Consider the following 15725-nt stretch of genomic DNA (forward strand, 5'->3'; position numbering starts at 1 on the left):
AGTGCTGTGTTAAGGATGTTTAGACAACCTTTCCCGCAGAGTCGCAAAGGCGCAAAGATGTATGTTTTCATTTATCCTTAATTTTATTGTTAAAGTGGAATTATTCAAAGAGTTTTCCAGTTTTCCGAACTGGTAGCATTTTGCGACCGATTCAGTTTTACAATTTCAGAAAGTCCCTAAGATATTTTTTAATTCCCTTTTATACGCTGCGCTTTCAGTTATCCCATTATGCCCTACCCCATCAAGGATAATCAGATCTACCTTGGATTTTAATGCTTCTTTGAGTCTCAATGAAGATTTATAAGGGATAACTTCATCTTGATTTCCATGAAAAATGGTAATGGGCATGGTGCAGTTTTCTAAATATTGATGATTGGCAAATTTATACCTGATAATAAATGATGGAAGAATGGGGAACAATTGACCTGCAAGATCAGTCAAACTGTAAAAAGGTGCCTGTAAAATCAATCGTTTGGGATTGTTTTCTGAAGCAAGGTATGCGGCCATTCCGGTTCCAATGGAATAGCCCAATATGATGATATCCTGTTCATTGTATTCCTTCTTAAGTTGATCATAAATCATTTGATTGTCCTCAAACAATTGTTTTTGGCTGGTTATTTTTCCTTCACTCTTTCCATAACCTCTGTAGTCAAGAATAAAAATATCATAATTCAATTCGGTGTAAGTAGCAGCTACCTGTCCCCAACCATCTATTGACCCTGCATTACCATGTAGATAAAAAATCAGACCCTTTGTATTATCCGTCTTGAATAAAATACCATGGAGCAATTTTCCATCCGCTGTTTCAAAATTCCGCTCTTCGAATTTTTGCCTAAAATCAAATTGGTGATTTTTATTCAATGTTTCAGGAAAAAAAATCAATTTTTCCTGAAAGTAGTAAAAAGCAACGCATACAATCATGTATATCCCTACTATTACTATTAAGAAGTATAGAAGTTTTCCCATCATTTTTTTTAATTATTTCATGTAAAATAACGCAAATCCAGTGTCGGGGTAAATTTTAACCTACTCCAAACTCTTCCATCAAAGTCAGGCCATAATTCCTAATGGCATCTATGATGGGAATGGCGCTAAGCCCCCTCTTGGTAATGGTATATTCCACCTTTGGCGGTACTACAGGATATACCTTTCTGGTGATAAATCCTTCCTTTTCTAACTCCCTCAACTGACTGGTCAGCATCTTATGGGTAATGTGCGGAATGTCTTTTTTGAGTTCACCATATCGCATCACTTTATCTTTCAGCCTCCAGAGTATAGGCATTTTCCAGGTCCCTCCTATCCTGTCCATGGCAAACTCGACAGGGTTATAATACAGTTTTTTGTTAAATAAGAAATCAGGCATAATCAATCAATTTTCCATTTCTCACCAAAAGGTGCATATCATTAACTTTAGTAAGTATATTGATAAAGGTAATATTAAAATCAAACTTTGTTTCCATACCAAAAAAAACTTCAATCATGAATCAAGTACAGGAAAAACAAAGTTACGTGCACTTCCACGGTGCACCGCCAAAAGGTAAAATTTTGATGGTTGCCAGTTCCCCTGCTGTATCCAAACAAACAGGCTGGCCGATTGGATTCTGGGCTGCTGAACTGACCCACCCGCTTAGGGTATTTCAGGAGGCAGGATATGAAGTGGAATTGGTTTCCACTGAAGGGGGAAAAATGGAAATGGACGGATACTCAAATCCTACCGGCCCAAGCGGCTATTCTGCCCATGATGTGATTTCATTGGGCTACCTGCAAAAGCCGGAGTTCAATACCATTCTGGAAAACACCAAAAAACTGACTGAAGTCAATCCTACAGACTATGCTGCTATCTTTCTGGTGGGAGGTCAGGGACCGATGTACACATTTCGGGGCAACAAAGACCTGGAAAAACTTTTTGTTGCATTTTATGAAGGTGGCAAGCCCAGTGCGGCAGTTTGTCACTCCACTACCCTACTCTTGGAAGCAAAAAAATCCAATGGGGAGCTTTTGATAAAAGGAAAAACCTGGACGGGTTTTGCTGATGCAGAGGAGGAGTTTGTCGATCAGGCAGTTGGCATGAAAATCCAACCTTACAGGATAGAGAATGAAGCCAAAAAGATTTCGGGCACACACTTCAAAGTAGCTTCACCTTTTGCTTCCTATGCCATCAAAGACGGTAATCTGATCACAGGTCAGCAACAAAATTCAGGATCGGCGGCAGCGGAGATGGTAGTGGAAATGCTGAATGACTTATCAAACTGAAAAACGCTTACCTTTCTGGTAAGCAGTAAAGTCCGAAGTCGGAAGTCAATTATCAAGGATGAAGGAGAAGGTAAGAAGGATAAAGGACAAGGTAGAAAAATGCCGTAGTCCATTCCGACTGTTGATCCGGGCGAGCATGGCCTAAATAATAGCCCGGTAATTTATTTCCGGGATTAATGATTAGAATTGGATCCTAAAGTGCCTTAGGCACGGACAATATAAAAACAATCAAAAAGTGTCAAGTATATTCAGGACGTAACACAATTAAAAATTTTATTCAAAAACAATACATTATGAAAATAGCAATTATTGGAACCGGAAATGTCGGTGGGGCACTCGCTACCAAATGGGCAAAAGCCGGACATGAAATCAATCTGGGCGTACAGGACATAGCAGCATTTAAAGGCAGAGAACTGCTGGACAATCCCAACACGAAAGTTTATCAGGTAGTAGAAGCTGTTGCCCATTCGGAGGTAATCCTTATCGCAACTCCTGCCCCCGTGGCAGTAGAAGTTACCAAAAGTCTGGGGGATACCTCGGGCAAAATCATCATAGATGCCATGAATATCATCATGAACAGAGGACCACAAGTGTTCAAAACGACCTCAGAAGCCATTTTGGCAAATACCCAAACCAAGGATGTGGTCAAATGCTTCAATACGACCGGATTTAACAACATGGTCAACCCGGTTTATGGGAAAAAGGCCATTGACCTATTTGTAGCAGGTGACAGTGAAAAAGGTAAAGCTGCCGCCATCCAACTGGCCAAAGATGCCGGTTTTGCGGAGTGCTACCCTATAGGCGGAAATGATAAATTTGAATTGATGGAGCAGTTTGCCTGGTTCTGGATCAACTTGGCCATGTTTCAGGGACAGGGAAGAGAGATTGGGTTTAAGTTGCTGAGGAGATAGGGGTATGATTAATCAAGATAATAGAATTTTACATGCTTTGTTTGGGTTTTTCCCTCAATGGCTCCGTGCTGAGTGGTATGTGCAAAAAATGCCCTAACCACTATTTCGTCTAATTCCTGTTCCTTGAATATGTTTTTGAAATGTTTGGTTATGACACATCTTTCTCTTCCAAAAAGTTGAGCAATTTGATCTTGGGTAAGCCAAAGTGTTTCTTTATCCTTATCTGACCTCAACTCAAAATGTTCGGCAAGTTCATTTGGAAGATATAGAATGATTTCGTTTTTCAATCTTTAATCAGGCTTTTCATAGATTTTCATATGTGGACTAAAAGTTATGCTTAGTTTTCAACAGATTTATAGTGTTGAGTTATTTCTTCTGTTGTTAATTCAAGAAATCCAGCAGCGTTATTATAAAAGATATCACGTTTTTCTTTTTCGGTCAACCAATCTATCGAATAAATTACCTCTATATGCCCCCTTATTGTTGTCATGTAATCGGAGCCAAATAGTAGCCTTCCACCCAAACCCTCTTTAAAAAGCTTTTTCACGGCACCCTCCCAGAATATCTTGGGCATGAAATAGCTCACTGCAGAAATATCACAATATACATTCGGGAAATCCTTCATCAGTTGAATTGCTTCATCACTGTATATGCCACAAAAATGGAATAAAATAAGCTTGAGGTCCGGGTATTTTTTCAAGATAGGTCTAAGTAATTCAGGATTACCATATTCTTTCTTTGTAAGATGAGCTGTTTTTTCATCCCGCAACCATGGCGGCGGGGGACCCTCTGTATGTATACCAATAGGAATATTAAATTCTTGCGCAATTTTCCAATAAGGATCCAGTCTTTCATCATGCGGATGGATGCCGTAATACATATACATGCTTTCTCCCATGCTCCTGAAACCAGCAGAATCATAAAGAATAAATAATTCTTCATAAGTTAGAAATTCCTTGATAAATGGTTCGTCAGTTTCATTAAGCTGATTGTATGGAAACGAGACTCCTCCCCAAAATCTTTTGTCTTCCTTCATCCAATTCAAAACATGCTGTACAGGCCCGCCAGAAAGCCCTATCACAATGTTGTTTTGGTCAAAGGCATTTTTAAACCAATCCAATTTTGCCTGATCAAGTTTAGGGCCGGATTTTAGGCCCTTTCCATATACCTCATTACCTTCGAATCCTTTGGATACATGGATATGTACATCTATAATCGGTTGTCCTTTTAAAAATTCATTCAATGCCTTTTGGTCAATAGGTTTTTCATAGAAAAACAAAAAATATCCCATGACTCCTATAACGGCCAATGCCATGATTATTAATCCTGTAATTTTTAACCCTTTACTCATATTTTATAAATAATTAAGTTTAACTCCCTTATTTATACATAAAACCCAAGCTTAGTATTTTATAAACATCAAATAGTCAATGGTTTATAAAATTTTATTTTCCAAAACTACCAAATCCTAAAATACCAAAAAATACCCTAAACAGGGTATTTTCACTTTCCTAAAACCAAAAATATCACAACCCCACCGTACCCAATGTTTTCCTAATCGCCTCCATATTTACTTTCAATGCCTCCTCATTTTCCAGATCATTCAGTGCCTGATTAAAGGGTTCTGTCCTTAGGGGTCCGTCATAGCCGATGTCCACTATGCCCTGCATAAATTCTTTGATGGGGATTACTCCAATGGCCATGGGGAGTTCCCGCTTGCCGTCTACTTGGGTTTCACGGGTGAAGCCGGCACGGGCATCGTTGATGTCGACCACAATGATATCCTCAGGTTTGAGGCTTAGGATATCTTCCAGGGTATCAGCAGCGCAGTACCAATGGAAGCTGTCCAGAACAAATCCCACATTGCTTTGTCCTATTTCTCCGATCAGTTCCTTGCCTTCTTTCATCGTACTGATAAAAGGATAGCGTGCCCCAACCACCAAAGGCCTTGTCCCCAAATATTCAAGACCCAACATGATGCCATGGTCTTTCATGACTTTGGCACATTCACCCAAGCGATAGGCATGTTCCTTCATGTTTTCATTGTAGGTAAGCTCAGCATGTGAGGAAAAAATCCAGGTGTTGATACGGGTGGCACCTTGTTTTTCCATGGCCTCACAGAACACTCTCAGTTTTTTGAAGTCATCATGGAATCGGATCTTGTCCCGCCTGTATTCCACCGGAATATTGATGGAATCATAACTGATACCATGCGATTTCATTTTGGCCAGAATTTCATCCAGTTGTCCGGCTGAATAGTTTTCCATCACTTCCTGGGTAAATGGACTGATGGCCTCATAGCCAAATTGAATGGCGTAGTCAAGGGTCTGAGAAAAGTTTGCTTTCACCCCAATGATTCCGGGATTGAGGGAGATTATAAATTTTCTGCTTGGATCCTGCTGTGCATTCAATTGGAGAATCGGCAGGGAAGCCAATCCCATGGAGGCAATAGAGGTATTTTGGATAAATTTTCTTCTATTCATAGTTTGAGGGTTAATAGGACAATATAGGTTTTTTGAATTGGGTTCAAAAGGATAAATTGACCGTTGGATGCAGTTTGTGTCCTTATGGCAAGTATTTGTTTCAGTTTGAATCAATAATCAATAACTTTTAAGTATTTACTACCAATGACCTAAATCGGAGCAGCCGTCATGCTGACGTAGGAAAGCCTGCCCCGATGCTTTCGGGGCATCTCATGAGGTTCAGGAAAAGGATTGTTTTGACCAAAAAGGTTAAATATTTTTCCAGTAATTCAACCGTCTAATTGTACCGCTGGAGATCCTTCGTGCCTCAGGATGATGGCTGCCCAGCGGGTACCCTGATATCATTTTCTACTTTGATCATATACAAAATGTTGTAAACTTGCAATAACAATCAAAAACCCAAACCCCATGAACCGACTGAAAATTATTCTATTCGCAATTCTAACTTTCAGCCTCCAATCCCTTGTAGCTCAGGAAAGCAAAGTATTCGACAACCTCAGCATGAACAGTAAAATCCTGAATATGGAAAGGAAATACGCCATTTACCTCCCGCCCGGATATGAAAGTTCTGAACGCTCCTACCCTGTTCTCTACTTGCTACATGGTGGCGGTGACGACCAAACAGGTTGGGTACAGTTTGGGGAAGTACAGCATATTGCAGATAAAGCCATCAAGGAAGGAAAAGCTACAGCCATGATTATCATCATGCCGGATGCCAATACCGGAAGACGGGGCTATTTCAATGATGTCAACAATGAGTGGCGATATGAGGATTTCTTTTTTGAAGAACTCATGCCTGAAGTGGAGAAAAAATACCGGATCAAATCCGAAAAGCGTTACCGTGCCATAGCAGGACTCTCTATGGGCGGCGGCGGTTCTTTTTTCTACGCCATGCACAGACCCGATCTCTTTTCTTCTGCCTGCCCACTGAGTGCTGCGGTCAGAAACAATACTTTTGAAGAATTCAAGCAGGGATTGGAAAACCAAAAAGTCACTGTTAAAAATCCAAATACCCTAACAGCCTACTATGACAGACATCAGGCCTTGAGACAAATCGAACTCAATGATGCCGAGGGGATGAAATCCGTCAAGTGGTATTTTGATTGCGGTGATGATGATTTCCTGTATGAAGGAAACAGTTTGATTCATATTGCCATGAAGAAGAAGGAAATCCCTCATGAATTCAGAATCCGTGACGGCGCCCATAATTGGACCTATTGGCGGGAATCATTGCCGGAGGTTTTGGGATTTGTTTCGGATACTTTTCATCAGAAGTAAGAGTTTGAGGAATGGATTCTGTTTGAAAATTGACTCTTACCAAGTACCAATTTTAATGTTTGAATATATGGTCTTGAACTATAAATAACATTCAATTATAGAAAGGACTTTGCCTTGTCACCTCGAGTTTACAACATTTTTTCAGAAACATACGAAAAAGGAATGACATGGTAGTAAATTAGAGTAACCTTGAGCAGTATGGCCGTCCCATTGTATAGTGCCCCGTGCCTGTCCTCGAGTGTGGTCCTGTTTGATTGAGAACGAAATAGTGGTACAGCAATATGCTTGTCCGAATGGTAGCCTGCCTTTTACAGTTCTTCAAACAGGCTTAAGGCCAATATTTCTTTATCAGGTAGTTTTATGAAAAAGATCCATCAAAACACAGCTGGTATCGATATAGGCTCCAGGAGCATCTATGTCGACATCGAAGGAAAAGAAGTCGCGAGTTTTGAAACCTTTACTTCAGACTTCAGGAAAGCCGCAGTTTATCTAATAGAAGCAGGTGTCACTTCTGTTGCCATGGAAGCGACCGGCAGCTATTGGGTTATTCTCTATGATATCCTTACAGAGGCAGGACTTGATGTCTGGCTTGTTGACGGACGCCAGACCAAACAGGTCCCAGGCAGGAAAACCGATGTGAAAGACTGTCAGTGGATCAACCAACTCCACGCCCATGGACTGTTGAACAGGTGCTTTGTAGCTGAAGGTCTGATGAAAGAGCTCCGCTCTTACCAAAGGCTCAGAGAGGACCATATCCGGAGTATGTCCATGCATATAAACCATATGCAGAAAGCACTTATTGAAATGAATATCAGGCTTCCCGAGGTTCTCAGCCAGGTGCACGGTGCCAGCGGAACGGTAATGATAGAAGCCATCCTCCAAGGAGAAAGGGACCCCCAGAAACTACTTTCCCTGTGCCATCACAGTCTGATAAAGAAAAAGGGTGAGAAAATAGTAAAAGCTCTTGAAGGGTTTTATACCGAAGCAGGACTGTTTGCACTTAAACAGGCCTATGAGGCATACAGGTTTTACAAAGCCCAGATATCAGACTGTGATAAGAAGATCCAGGATACATTCAATAAGCAAAACATGGACCTGTACGAGTTCCCAAAAGGTATGAAGCGAAAACAGATCAGGCATAATAAACCCGATGTTTCGGATTTGGGAAAATACCTTCTGAAAATATTCGGTGGCAAGGATGCCACCAAGCTGTCCGGGTTCACCGATTATACATGGTTTCAAGTGTTGACCGAAACGGGTCCGGATCTTTCCAGATGGAAGACCGAAAAACACTTTACCAGCTGGTTGGGGCTATCCCCTGGCCAGCACCAATCGGGTAGAAAGAAAAAGAACAAGTCCAAAGGCAGACCGAAAGCCGGCCAGATATTCAGGGTAATTGCCCAAGGGCTATTGAACAGCAAGAAAATTGCACTCGGGGCATTCGGCAGAAGACTATGTGGAAGAAAAGGTCCGAGGGTAGCCATCAAGGCCATGGCAAGAAAACTTGCAGAGCAATATTGGAGGTTAATGGTAAAAGGATCTGATTTTGTAGAGTTCGGTATAAAATATTACGAGGAAATCATGCAAAAACAGAAAATGAAATTGATACAAAGGCTAGCAGTGGAACTGAACATGGATATTGTCCCACAAGAAATTGAAGAGAAAATCCTTAATTTACATGAAGAATGATTTTATGTCATTGGTACGTAAGGAGAGGTCTGTTCCCTTTTGTCCTTTCATTATAATGACATTGAGGTCAAATTAATTGGGCCTCGTCCGAGCTATCGGGATCGGCCACATGGGGTTGTCGTTTATGGAGGAGGGGGAGTGAAAAGCGGCTGCGCCGCTTTTCACTCCCCCTCCTTTATTCACCAAATTCCCCGTTCCCCGAGCTTGCCGAGGGGTATTTAAGGATTATTTCATTCCGTCAAGTCCCGTCCTTCGTGGTGTAAGAGGCATAGAACCTCAAGGCAGATCAGATATCTCCTATCGTCGATATGACAAGGAGAAGCTATTTACACGACTGATCCAATAATATCATTCAAGAGCCCAATCAAGTCCCACAAAAAGTCTGATATCCGCTATCTCCATTAGGCGGTGGGGACTGATAATGGAGTTGGGCAGGATCAGGAGTGTAGGGTGTTTTTAATAATTGATGAATATCTTTAAATAACTGGTAATCATTTTTTAATGATGCATTATCTAAAGCTTCTTCTACTCTATGGTTTCTGGGGATAAAGGATGGATTGTAAGAACTCATGGACTTCTGTACGGCTTCCAATGTCCTGCCATTCCGGGTCACCTGTTTCACCCAATGCAGGAACCATTCCTGAAAGGCTGAAGTTTCAAAAAAAGCTTCACCAGAAAAATCTCCGGTTTGTAGTGCAACAAATGTATTGGTATAATCCGCAGCAAATTGCTGCATCAGCGCCAATAGGTCTTCGATGATAGGCTTGTCAGAAGCTTCAAATTCCATCAGCCCTAATTTCCCCCGCATCATTTGTAACCACTTTTCCTCATACATTCCCGGAAAAGCATTCAAGGCCTCTTGGGCCAATTCAATGGCCTGCTTTTGGTCAGTATGAATCTGAGGCAATAAGGCTCCTGCCAAAACTGATAGATTCCAATGCGTGATATAGGGCTGATTGCCATAGGCATAGCGGCCATTGACATCGATGGAACTGAAAACTGTTTTGAGATTATAAGTATTCATAAAAGCGCAGGGACCGTAGTCAATCGTTTCCCCTGCAATACTCATATTATCCGTATTCATCACGCCATGGATAAAACCAACACGCATCCAATCCACCACCAATGCTGCCTGCTTTTCCATTACAGCCATGAGCAGTGCCAAAGCAGGATTTTCTTCTTCTTTTAAAAAGGGATAATGCCTTTCTATAGTGTAATCGGTCAACTGTTTTTGCGCTTCTAAAGGCAAAAATTGGCGCGCATACTCGAAAGTCCCGACCCTGATATGACTTTGGGCTATTCGGGTCAATATGGCCCCTGCCTGACTTCTCTCCCGGTAAACCGTTTCCCCACTTTCGACCACAGCCAAGGACCTTGTGGTTGGTATGCCCAAATGATGCATACTTTCACTGATCAGGTATTCCCGCAACATGGATTTAAGGGTAGCCCTGCCATCACCCCCACGGGAATAAGGAGTCCTTCCCGAACCTTTCAACTGAATATCCACAAGATTTCCGTTTGGAGATTTTTGTTCACCGATCAGAATGGCCCTGCCATCACCCAACATGGTAAAATTTCCGAACTGATGTCCTGCATAAGCCTGTGCCAAAGGTTGACTTCCCTCAGGGGTTTTGTTTCCTGAAAATAGCAGGGCAATCTCCTGAGGCGGAAAATCCGAAAAATCCAAACCCAATGCCTTGGATAAATCTTCATTAAAAATAACCGTTTTGGGTTCTTTGACAGGAATTGGTTGCTGATAGGTGAAAAAACCGGAAGGAAGTTTTCCATAAGTATGCTGAAGATTCCAACCTGCTGTTTTATTGATAAAATTGACCGAAGACATATAAAAGGATTTTAAACAACCTCGATAACAGTTTCAGGAATCCAATGATTCAATGCCCAAGAAATTTATGTCTATATTTTTCCCGAGCTTCAATCACAAATTGGGAAACTGAATTATTTTGGCTAAAGCCGATTTTGGTTTGGCATTTCTTATGAATGGGCTAAAGCCACATTCCTATTGATAAATTCTCAAATTTTGGAATGTAAACCCAGATTAATAGCCTTCTATCAATTGTGTCCTGCTTTAGCTGGACGATAAAAGAAATCATCACCGTCCCCAGGCTTTAGCCAAATTTAAACCTTCAATTTAAAAACCTGCTTTTCTTTTGTGGCCAAAGCACCATTACCATAAAAAAAATCAATAAAATTTCAAATAATCTATCCACAACTGAAAGCTTCCCTCCTGCTTATCCGCCAAAATAAATCCAATCCGCTGAATTCCTTTAAGGACCTCAGGATCAATTCCCTGTTGCACAGTAGAACCCATTCTACTGATTTCGAAGTCCTTAAGCGGAATGGTAAGGATTTCCCAATCCTCTTTGGTTGCTCCAAACTTCACCCGGAATTTGGGGAGATAAAAAGGAGTATCCTTTTCAATCAAAATCTCAAACTTCCGCTTAGTGTCTGACTTGAAGCGGATTTCACAATATTTAAATGCCGAAAGGTCATAGTTGCCCAAAGCACTGCGCAGGGATACAAAGCCCCCATTATTTTTCAAAGAAACCTCTCCTGCAAAAAGAACGGCATCAGCATCCAAACTTGCCTTGGATTGGGAAAGTCCACCCATGACCCCATCGTTGATAATTGACCATTTGCCAAAATCTTTCTTGGCTCCAAAATCAAATAGTAAAGCATCTTTCATCAGCGAAGGAATTGGATAAATACAAAGAAACAAGAAAAACAATGACTGCCACATATCTTGTAAATACAATTAAGCAAGATATTGTTTGAAAGAAAAAATAAATCAATGGTTCAAACAAGGAATCCCATCTCTGGAATAAGGTCCAAAGGGAGGCATAATTCTATAGGTTTTTATCAGTTCAGGAATATCCGCATCCTTCATCTGATAACTTGGGGTATACCGGACCTGATCCCAATAAGTTGACCTTGGTTCAACTGCTCTTTTGTCCCCGGTTTCCAACATCCAATACTCCAATCTTTTTCTCAATTCCTTTTTGATTCCGGCAAATTCCGGATCGGCTGCCAGGTTATTGATCTGGTAAGGATCCTCTTGGACGGCATAAAGCTCTTCTTCTGGCCTTAATCCAAAATTAAGTTGGAAATAATCAGGTGCACCTGGCTGTGTCTTTCCTTCCATAGCCATGATCAAAAACTTGGTGATGGAATGGTCCACATCGCCAAATTGCCCCACAGATTGATGGACGGATGGATCCCCGGCAGGAAAGCGCTCGGGCATGATATTGCGGATATAGAGGTATTCATGGGTCCTGACGGCACGCATAGGATAACTTAAGTCGCCTTTTCTTACGTTGGCATGTCTTTCTCTTTCCAGGAAGACTTCCTGGTCCCCTTTGGTTTGCCCTTCTAGAATAGGCCAGAGGGATTTTCCGCTCATGTTTTCGGGCTGTATGCCTGTGGCTTCCAGAAAACTGGGAGCAAAATCAACAAAGTTGACAAAACTTTTTTCTTGGGTACCTGCTTTGATTTTTGTAGGCCAGCGCATGGCCAATGGCATTCTCGTTCCCAGATCATAGAGATTGGCCTTGGCCCGGGGAAAAGGCATGCCGTTATCACTGGTCATGACAATGATGGTATTGTCCAACTCCCCTATTTCCTCCAGAAAATTGATGATCTGTCCACATTCCCTGTCAAATCTTTCTACTTCAAAATAGTAATCCAGGATATCATTGCGGATGCAGTCCAGGTCGGGATAAAATTCCGGAACCGCAACGTCGGAAAGCTTCATCCCGGACTGAATCCCTGTATTGGCCACATATTCCCTGTGTGGGTCAGAACTTCCAAACCAAAAGGTAAAAGGTTGCCCCTCATCCTTGGCCTTGTAAAAAGTCTCAAAATCGTTATAGACTTTTCCGGCAGGATTGTGTTCCAGACCGGAAACCTGAAAGTCTCCCGGTCCCCAACCTTTTCTGGTGGAGCCGGTAAAATAACCGGCTTCTTCCAGCAAGGACACATAAGTAGGAAACTGGGCCGGCCATTCCGACCAAAGATTGCCACCCTGCTCATTTTGGTGCGGATACCTTCCGTTTAGGATAGATGCACGCGATGGAGAACAGGATGGAGAAGCAGTATAGGCATTTATAAACAAAGCCCCTTCCGCAGCTAACCTGTCAAATGTAGGAGTCCGGACCAAATGATCGCCATATGCACCTGCATGGGGAAAGGACCAATCGTCTGCAATCAAAAACAAGATATTTGGTTTTTTCTCTGAATTGGATTTTTCTTCAACCACGGATGAAGACAGCAAAAGGAAAAGGAACAAAATTTTCATAATTCAATCAGATTCGTGAAGACCTCCAATTTAATAAAACTTAAGGTATAAATTCTTTCTCCTTTGTCATATTAAAAAAGATCCTTAATCCAACAAGTTGATTGGCGAGAAAAGCATTAAAAACACATTCGGAGGCAACCATATTCAATAAATGATCACATTTTGAACCCTTTGAGCCTTGGTGACTTTGTGGCCGCTATATTGAAAATCACCACAAAGGCACTAAGTTTCTACAGTTACGAATTCAAAACACACAATTATCCCAAAAATACCCCATCTACCATCTTTTGAAAATTTTTCTGTCCAACCTGAATAAAATTTTGTTTTTTTGCATGATTAAAATCAATAGAGCTTAACTCAAACCAACAGGAATCTTGAAAATACTTACCATCGATATAGGAGGCACCAACATCAAAGTTAAAGTAAACAACGATATAGAAAGAAGAAAAATCCCATCAGGCAATTATATGACGCCTGAAATGATGGTTTCTTTAGTGATTGAGTCCACCAACGATTGGGAATATGAAGTGATTTCAATAGGTTTTCCCGGAGTAATCAAAAAAGGCAAAATAGTAGTTGAGCCTAAAAACCTGGGAGAAGGCTGGTTGGGTTATGATTTTGAAAAGGCATTTGGTAAACCTGTCAAGTTGATCAACGATGCCGCTATGCAGGCATTGGGTTCCTATCAAGGTGATACCATGCTATTTTTAGGATTGGGCACTGGCCTGGGTTCGGCACTGGTAGCTGAAGGAACTGTAGTTCCTATGGAGCTTGCACATTTGTCTTACCGTAAAGGTACTTTTGAAGATTATCTTGGTCTGAGAGGTCTCGAAAGATTGGGACTTGAAAAATGGCAACAGCATGTCCTGGTTGTAGTAGGAAGATTTAAAAACGCGTTTTTACCTGATGATATAGTCTTAGGTGGTGGCAAATCAAAGCTGCTTACCGATATTCCTGAAGGATGCAGATTGGGCACCAACAACAATGCTTATTTGGGCGGATTCAGATTGTGGGATGAACATTATCATTTGGGGTAAGCTTCATCATTTATTCTCATCCTATTCCTTTTGCTTCAATTCTTTTTGCTTTTCTTTTTCAAGTTTTTTAAAGTAACCTCTGAACAAGAAATTGCTCCTCATGGCTAACATATTTTCATTGAATCTTTCGGTACTCTTTTCCACATTCAACATACTGTTCAGAAGTGCCTCTCTAAACGTACTATCCTTAAGAATCAATCCTGCGGTGCCTTCTCCTTCTTCAAGATTTTCGATAAGAATTTTCACATCTCCCATTATTTTGGAAGCCTGATCGCTGGATTCTCTTATTTTCTCAAGAGAAACTGTAAACTCCTCAGCTACTTCTGCATCTGTAAAAAGTTTCTGAACCAAACCTTCTCCGTCTTTCAGATTGACCATCAGTTGGTTTCCTGCCCTTGCCATTTCAGAAGCTCTTCTGGATGCCAGCTTCAATTCACTCACCGCTTCCTTGATATCTCCGGTCAATAATGAATCCGAAAGTAATGCCCAGAGGCTTTCACTTTGATTCAACTTTGTGGTGATTTCATAAAGATTTTCTGTGGTTTTTTCAAAATACTCACTACTTGTTCCCAGTCTCTGTAGCATGGCTTCTGTGCTTACAGGAGTAATGGAGTAAATCACATCTCCCTCAGCCACATTTTCCGCAAAACCATCTTGGGGTATGATTTGTATGAGTTTGTTGCCCATCAATCCATCTGTGCCAATTGAGGTCAATGCGTTTTTCTTGATGTAGGGAACCATCTTTTTTTGAATATACATGACGACATGCAGCGAAGAATCGTTTGCCATATCAACAGACTTCACTGTACCTACATTCAAACCTTTGAAACGCACATTATTGCCAGGAACAAGTCCGTTTACATTTTCAACTACAGCCGTGATGGTGATAGAGGCACCAAAAATATTCTGATTCTTTCCTATCATATACAGGGTAAATACCAGAAATAGTATTCCTGCGACCACAAGACCACCCAGCTTTGCATTATCGATTGTTTTCTTCGTTCTCATAATCAGTCAAAAAACTCTTTAATTTTTGGATCCGTCGATTTACTCAAGGCATCATAAGTATCATCTGCATAACAAGTGCCATCAATAAGCATGATGACCCGGTTAGAAGTGATTTTGATGCAATTCAGATCATGTGAAATGATCACCGAGGTAGCATTATATTTCTTTTGAACACTTAGCATTAATTCACTGATTCCCCGGGAAGTAATCGGGTCCAATCCAGTCGTAGGTTCGTCATAAAGGATAACTTTTGGCCTTAAAATCAATGCTCTTGCCAAAGCAACTCTTTTTTTCATGCCACCCGAAAGTTCTGATGGCATCATATCGATTGTATGCAAAAGACCTACATCTTCCAAAGCTTCTTTTACTGCTGCTTCTGCACCTTTTGCACGTTGTTCTTTGGTCCAATGTATACGCAGCGGAAACTCCAGGTTTTCTCTGACAGTCATGGAATCATATAGGGCATTGCTTTGGAATAGAAATCCGATCTCCGACCTTAAATGATCCAATTCATCTTGTTCCAAATCTTGGATGGGTCTGTCCAATACAATTATTTCGCCCTCATCTGCTTGGATCAAGCTGATGATACATTTGATCAGCACAGATTTTCCTGAGCCTGATTTACCAAGAATCACCAGATTTTCCCCAGGAAATACTGACATACTAAAATCCTTGAGCACATGATTGTCCCCAAATGACTTATTGACATTTTTTACTTCAATAACCGGTTTTTTGACTGACTCTTCCATCTTTC

Annotated in this window: 15 protein-coding genes; 5 read left to right on the forward strand and 10 right to left on the reverse strand. The window is 41.2% G+C overall.

What is annotated here, in order from left to right:
* Nucleotides 1-165: 165 nt before the first annotated feature.
* Nucleotides 166-969 carry an alpha/beta hydrolase gene (locus B9A52_RS20135; protein WP_197687248.1) on the reverse strand — a complete coding sequence of 268 codons (804 nt, stop codon included), beginning with the start codon at nt 967-969 and terminating at the stop codon, nt 166-168.
* 52 nt (nt 970-1021) lie between these two features.
* Entirely contained in the window at nt 1022-1363 is a 342-nt protein-coding gene (locus B9A52_RS20140) for a winged helix-turn-helix transcriptional regulator (protein WP_084122248.1), read from the reverse strand.
* Between the two features lie 116 nt (nt 1364-1479).
* On the opposite strand from B9A52_RS20140, the gene B9A52_RS20145 reads away from it, so the two are divergent.
* Together B9A52_RS20145 and B9A52_RS20150 are read left to right on the forward strand one after the other, a co-directional pair.
* A complete protein-coding gene (locus tag B9A52_RS20145) occupies nt 1480-2253 on the forward strand; it encodes a type 1 glutamine amidotransferase domain-containing protein (RefSeq protein ID WP_084122250.1) in 774 nt (257 codons plus the stop codon).
* Between the two features lie 293 nt (nt 2254-2546).
* Nucleotides 2547-3164 carry an NADPH-dependent F420 reductase gene (locus B9A52_RS20150; RefSeq protein WP_084122252.1) on the forward strand — a complete coding sequence of 206 codons (618 nt, stop codon included), beginning with the start codon at nt 2547-2549 and terminating at the stop codon, nt 3162-3164.
* A gap of 8 nt (nt 3165-3172) precedes the next feature.
* On the opposite strand, the gene B9A52_RS20155 is transcribed toward B9A52_RS20150, so the two are convergent.
* The 3 genes from B9A52_RS20155 to B9A52_RS20165 all read right to left on the reverse strand — a co-directional run bounded on the left by B9A52_RS20155 (nt 3173) and on the right by B9A52_RS20165 (nt 5647).
* Nucleotides 3173-3451, reverse strand: coding sequence for a hypothetical protein (locus B9A52_RS20155; protein WP_084122253.1), 279 nt, complete (start codon nt 3449-3451; stop codon nt 3173-3175).
* Between the two features lie 50 nt (nt 3452-3501).
* A complete protein-coding gene (locus tag B9A52_RS20160) occupies nt 3502-4515 on the reverse strand; it encodes an amidohydrolase family protein (RefSeq protein WP_231955334.1) in 1014 nt (337 codons plus the stop codon).
* Between the two features lie 175 nt (nt 4516-4690).
* Nucleotides 4691-5647 carry a sugar phosphate isomerase/epimerase family protein gene (locus B9A52_RS20165; protein ID WP_084122254.1) on the reverse strand — a complete coding sequence of 319 codons (957 nt, stop codon included), beginning with the start codon at nt 5645-5647 and terminating at the stop codon, nt 4691-4693.
* A gap of 408 nt (nt 5648-6055) precedes the next feature.
* Here B9A52_RS20165 and B9A52_RS20170 point away from each other — a divergent pair, with 408 nt between their 5' ends.
* Both B9A52_RS20170 and B9A52_RS20175 read left to right on the forward strand, forming a co-directional pair.
* Nucleotides 6056-6925 (forward strand): alpha/beta hydrolase, encoded by an 870-nt coding sequence (locus B9A52_RS20170; protein WP_084122256.1) that lies wholly within the window; start codon nt 6056-6058, stop codon nt 6923-6925.
* Nucleotides 6926-7285: 360 nt separating this feature from the next.
* Complete coding sequence (locus tag B9A52_RS20175; protein ID WP_084119221.1) at nt 7286-8614, forward strand: IS110 family RNA-guided transposase; 1329 nt, start codon at nt 7286-7288, stop codon at nt 8612-8614.
* Nucleotides 8615-8978: 364 nt separating this feature from the next.
* Here the strand turns inward: B9A52_RS20175 and B9A52_RS20180 are convergent, their stop codons facing one another.
* The 3 genes from B9A52_RS20180 to B9A52_RS20190 all read right to left on the reverse strand — a co-directional run bounded on the left by B9A52_RS20180 (nt 8979) and on the right by B9A52_RS20190 (nt 12926).
* Nucleotides 8979-10457 (reverse strand): protein adenylyltransferase SelO, encoded by a 1479-nt coding sequence (locus B9A52_RS20180; RefSeq protein WP_084122258.1) that lies wholly within the window; start codon nt 10455-10457, stop codon nt 8979-8981.
* Nucleotides 10458-10814: 357 nt separating this feature from the next.
* Nucleotides 10815-11318, reverse strand: coding sequence for a CIA30 family protein (locus tag B9A52_RS20185; RefSeq protein ID WP_231955336.1), 504 nt, complete (start codon nt 11316-11318; stop codon nt 10815-10817).
* 102 nt (nt 11319-11420) lie between these two features.
* Nucleotides 11421-12926, reverse strand: a complete 1506-nt coding sequence (locus B9A52_RS20190) for a sulfatase family protein (protein WP_084122262.1) — start codon at nt 12924-12926, stop codon at nt 11421-11423.
* 374 nt (nt 12927-13300) lie between these two features.
* On the opposite strand from B9A52_RS20190, the gene B9A52_RS20195 reads away from it, so the two are divergent.
* The gene (locus B9A52_RS20195; protein WP_084122264.1) at nt 13301-13963 is read left to right on the forward strand and encodes an ROK family protein; all 663 of its coding nucleotides are present in this window, start codon (nt 13301-13303) and stop codon (nt 13961-13963) included.
* A 21-nt stretch (nt 13964-13984) separates the two neighbouring features.
* On the opposite strand, the gene B9A52_RS20200 is transcribed toward B9A52_RS20195, so the two are convergent.
* On the reverse strand, nt 13985-14971 hold the full coding sequence (locus B9A52_RS20200) for an MlaD family protein (RefSeq protein ID WP_084122266.1): 987 nt from the start codon (nt 14969-14971) through the stop codon (nt 13985-13987).
* A 2-nt stretch (nt 14972-14973) separates the two neighbouring features.
* On the reverse strand, nt 14974-15720 hold the full coding sequence (locus tag B9A52_RS20205) for an ABC transporter ATP-binding protein (RefSeq protein ID WP_084122268.1): 747 nt from the start codon (nt 15718-15720) through the stop codon (nt 14974-14976).
* Nucleotides 15721-15725 lie beyond the last annotated feature (5 nt).

This window comes from Aquiflexum balticum DSM 16537, assembly GCF_900176595.1.
Taxonomy (GTDB): domain Bacteria; phylum Bacteroidota; class Bacteroidia; order Cytophagales; family Cyclobacteriaceae; genus Aquiflexum; species Aquiflexum balticum.

Bases quoted from the DNA above. Each gene is read 5' to 3' on its own strand.
- B9A52_RS20135 (WP_197687248.1), bottom strand. From the start codon at position 969: ATGATGGGAAAACTTCTATACTTCTTAATAGTAATAGTAGGGATATAC.
- B9A52_RS20140 (WP_084122248.1), bottom strand. From the start codon at position 1,363: ATGCCTGATTTCTTATTTAACAAAAAACTGTATTATAACCCTGTCGAG.
- B9A52_RS20145 (WP_084122250.1), top strand. From the start codon at position 1,480: ATGAATCAAGTACAGGAAAAACAAAGTTACGTGCACTTCCACGGTGCA.
- B9A52_RS20150 (WP_084122252.1), top strand. From the start codon at position 2,547: ATGAAAATAGCAATTATTGGAACCGGAAATGTCGGTGGGGCACTCGCT.
- B9A52_RS20160 (WP_231955334.1), bottom strand. From the start codon at position 4,515: ATGAGTAAAGGGTTAAAAATTACAGGATTAATAATCATGGCATTGGCC.
- B9A52_RS20165 (WP_084122254.1), bottom strand. From the start codon at position 5,647: ATGAATAGAAGAAAATTTATCCAAAATACCTCTATTGCCTCCATGGGA.
- B9A52_RS20170 (WP_084122256.1), top strand. From the start codon at position 6,056: ATGAACCGACTGAAAATTATTCTATTCGCAATTCTAACTTTCAGCCTC.
- B9A52_RS20175 (WP_084119221.1), top strand. From the start codon at position 7,286: ATGAAAAAGATCCATCAAAACACAGCTGGTATCGATATAGGCTCCAGG.
- B9A52_RS20180 (WP_084122258.1), bottom strand. From the start codon at position 10,457: ATGTCTTCGGTCAATTTTATCAATAAAACAGCAGGTTGGAATCTTCAG.
- B9A52_RS20185 (WP_231955336.1), bottom strand. From the start codon at position 11,318: ATGAAAGATGCTTTACTATTTGATTTTGGAGCCAAGAAAGATTTTGGC.
- B9A52_RS20190 (WP_084122262.1), bottom strand. From the start codon at position 12,926: ATGAAAATTTTGTTCCTTTTCCTTTTGCTGTCTTCATCCGTGGTTGAA.
- B9A52_RS20200 (WP_084122266.1), bottom strand. From the start codon at position 14,971: ATGAGAACGAAGAAAACAATCGATAATGCAAAGCTGGGTGGTCTTGTG.
- B9A52_RS20205 (WP_084122268.1), bottom strand. From the start codon at position 15,720: ATGGAAGAGTCAGTCAAAAAACCGGTTATTGAAGTAAAAAATGTCAAT.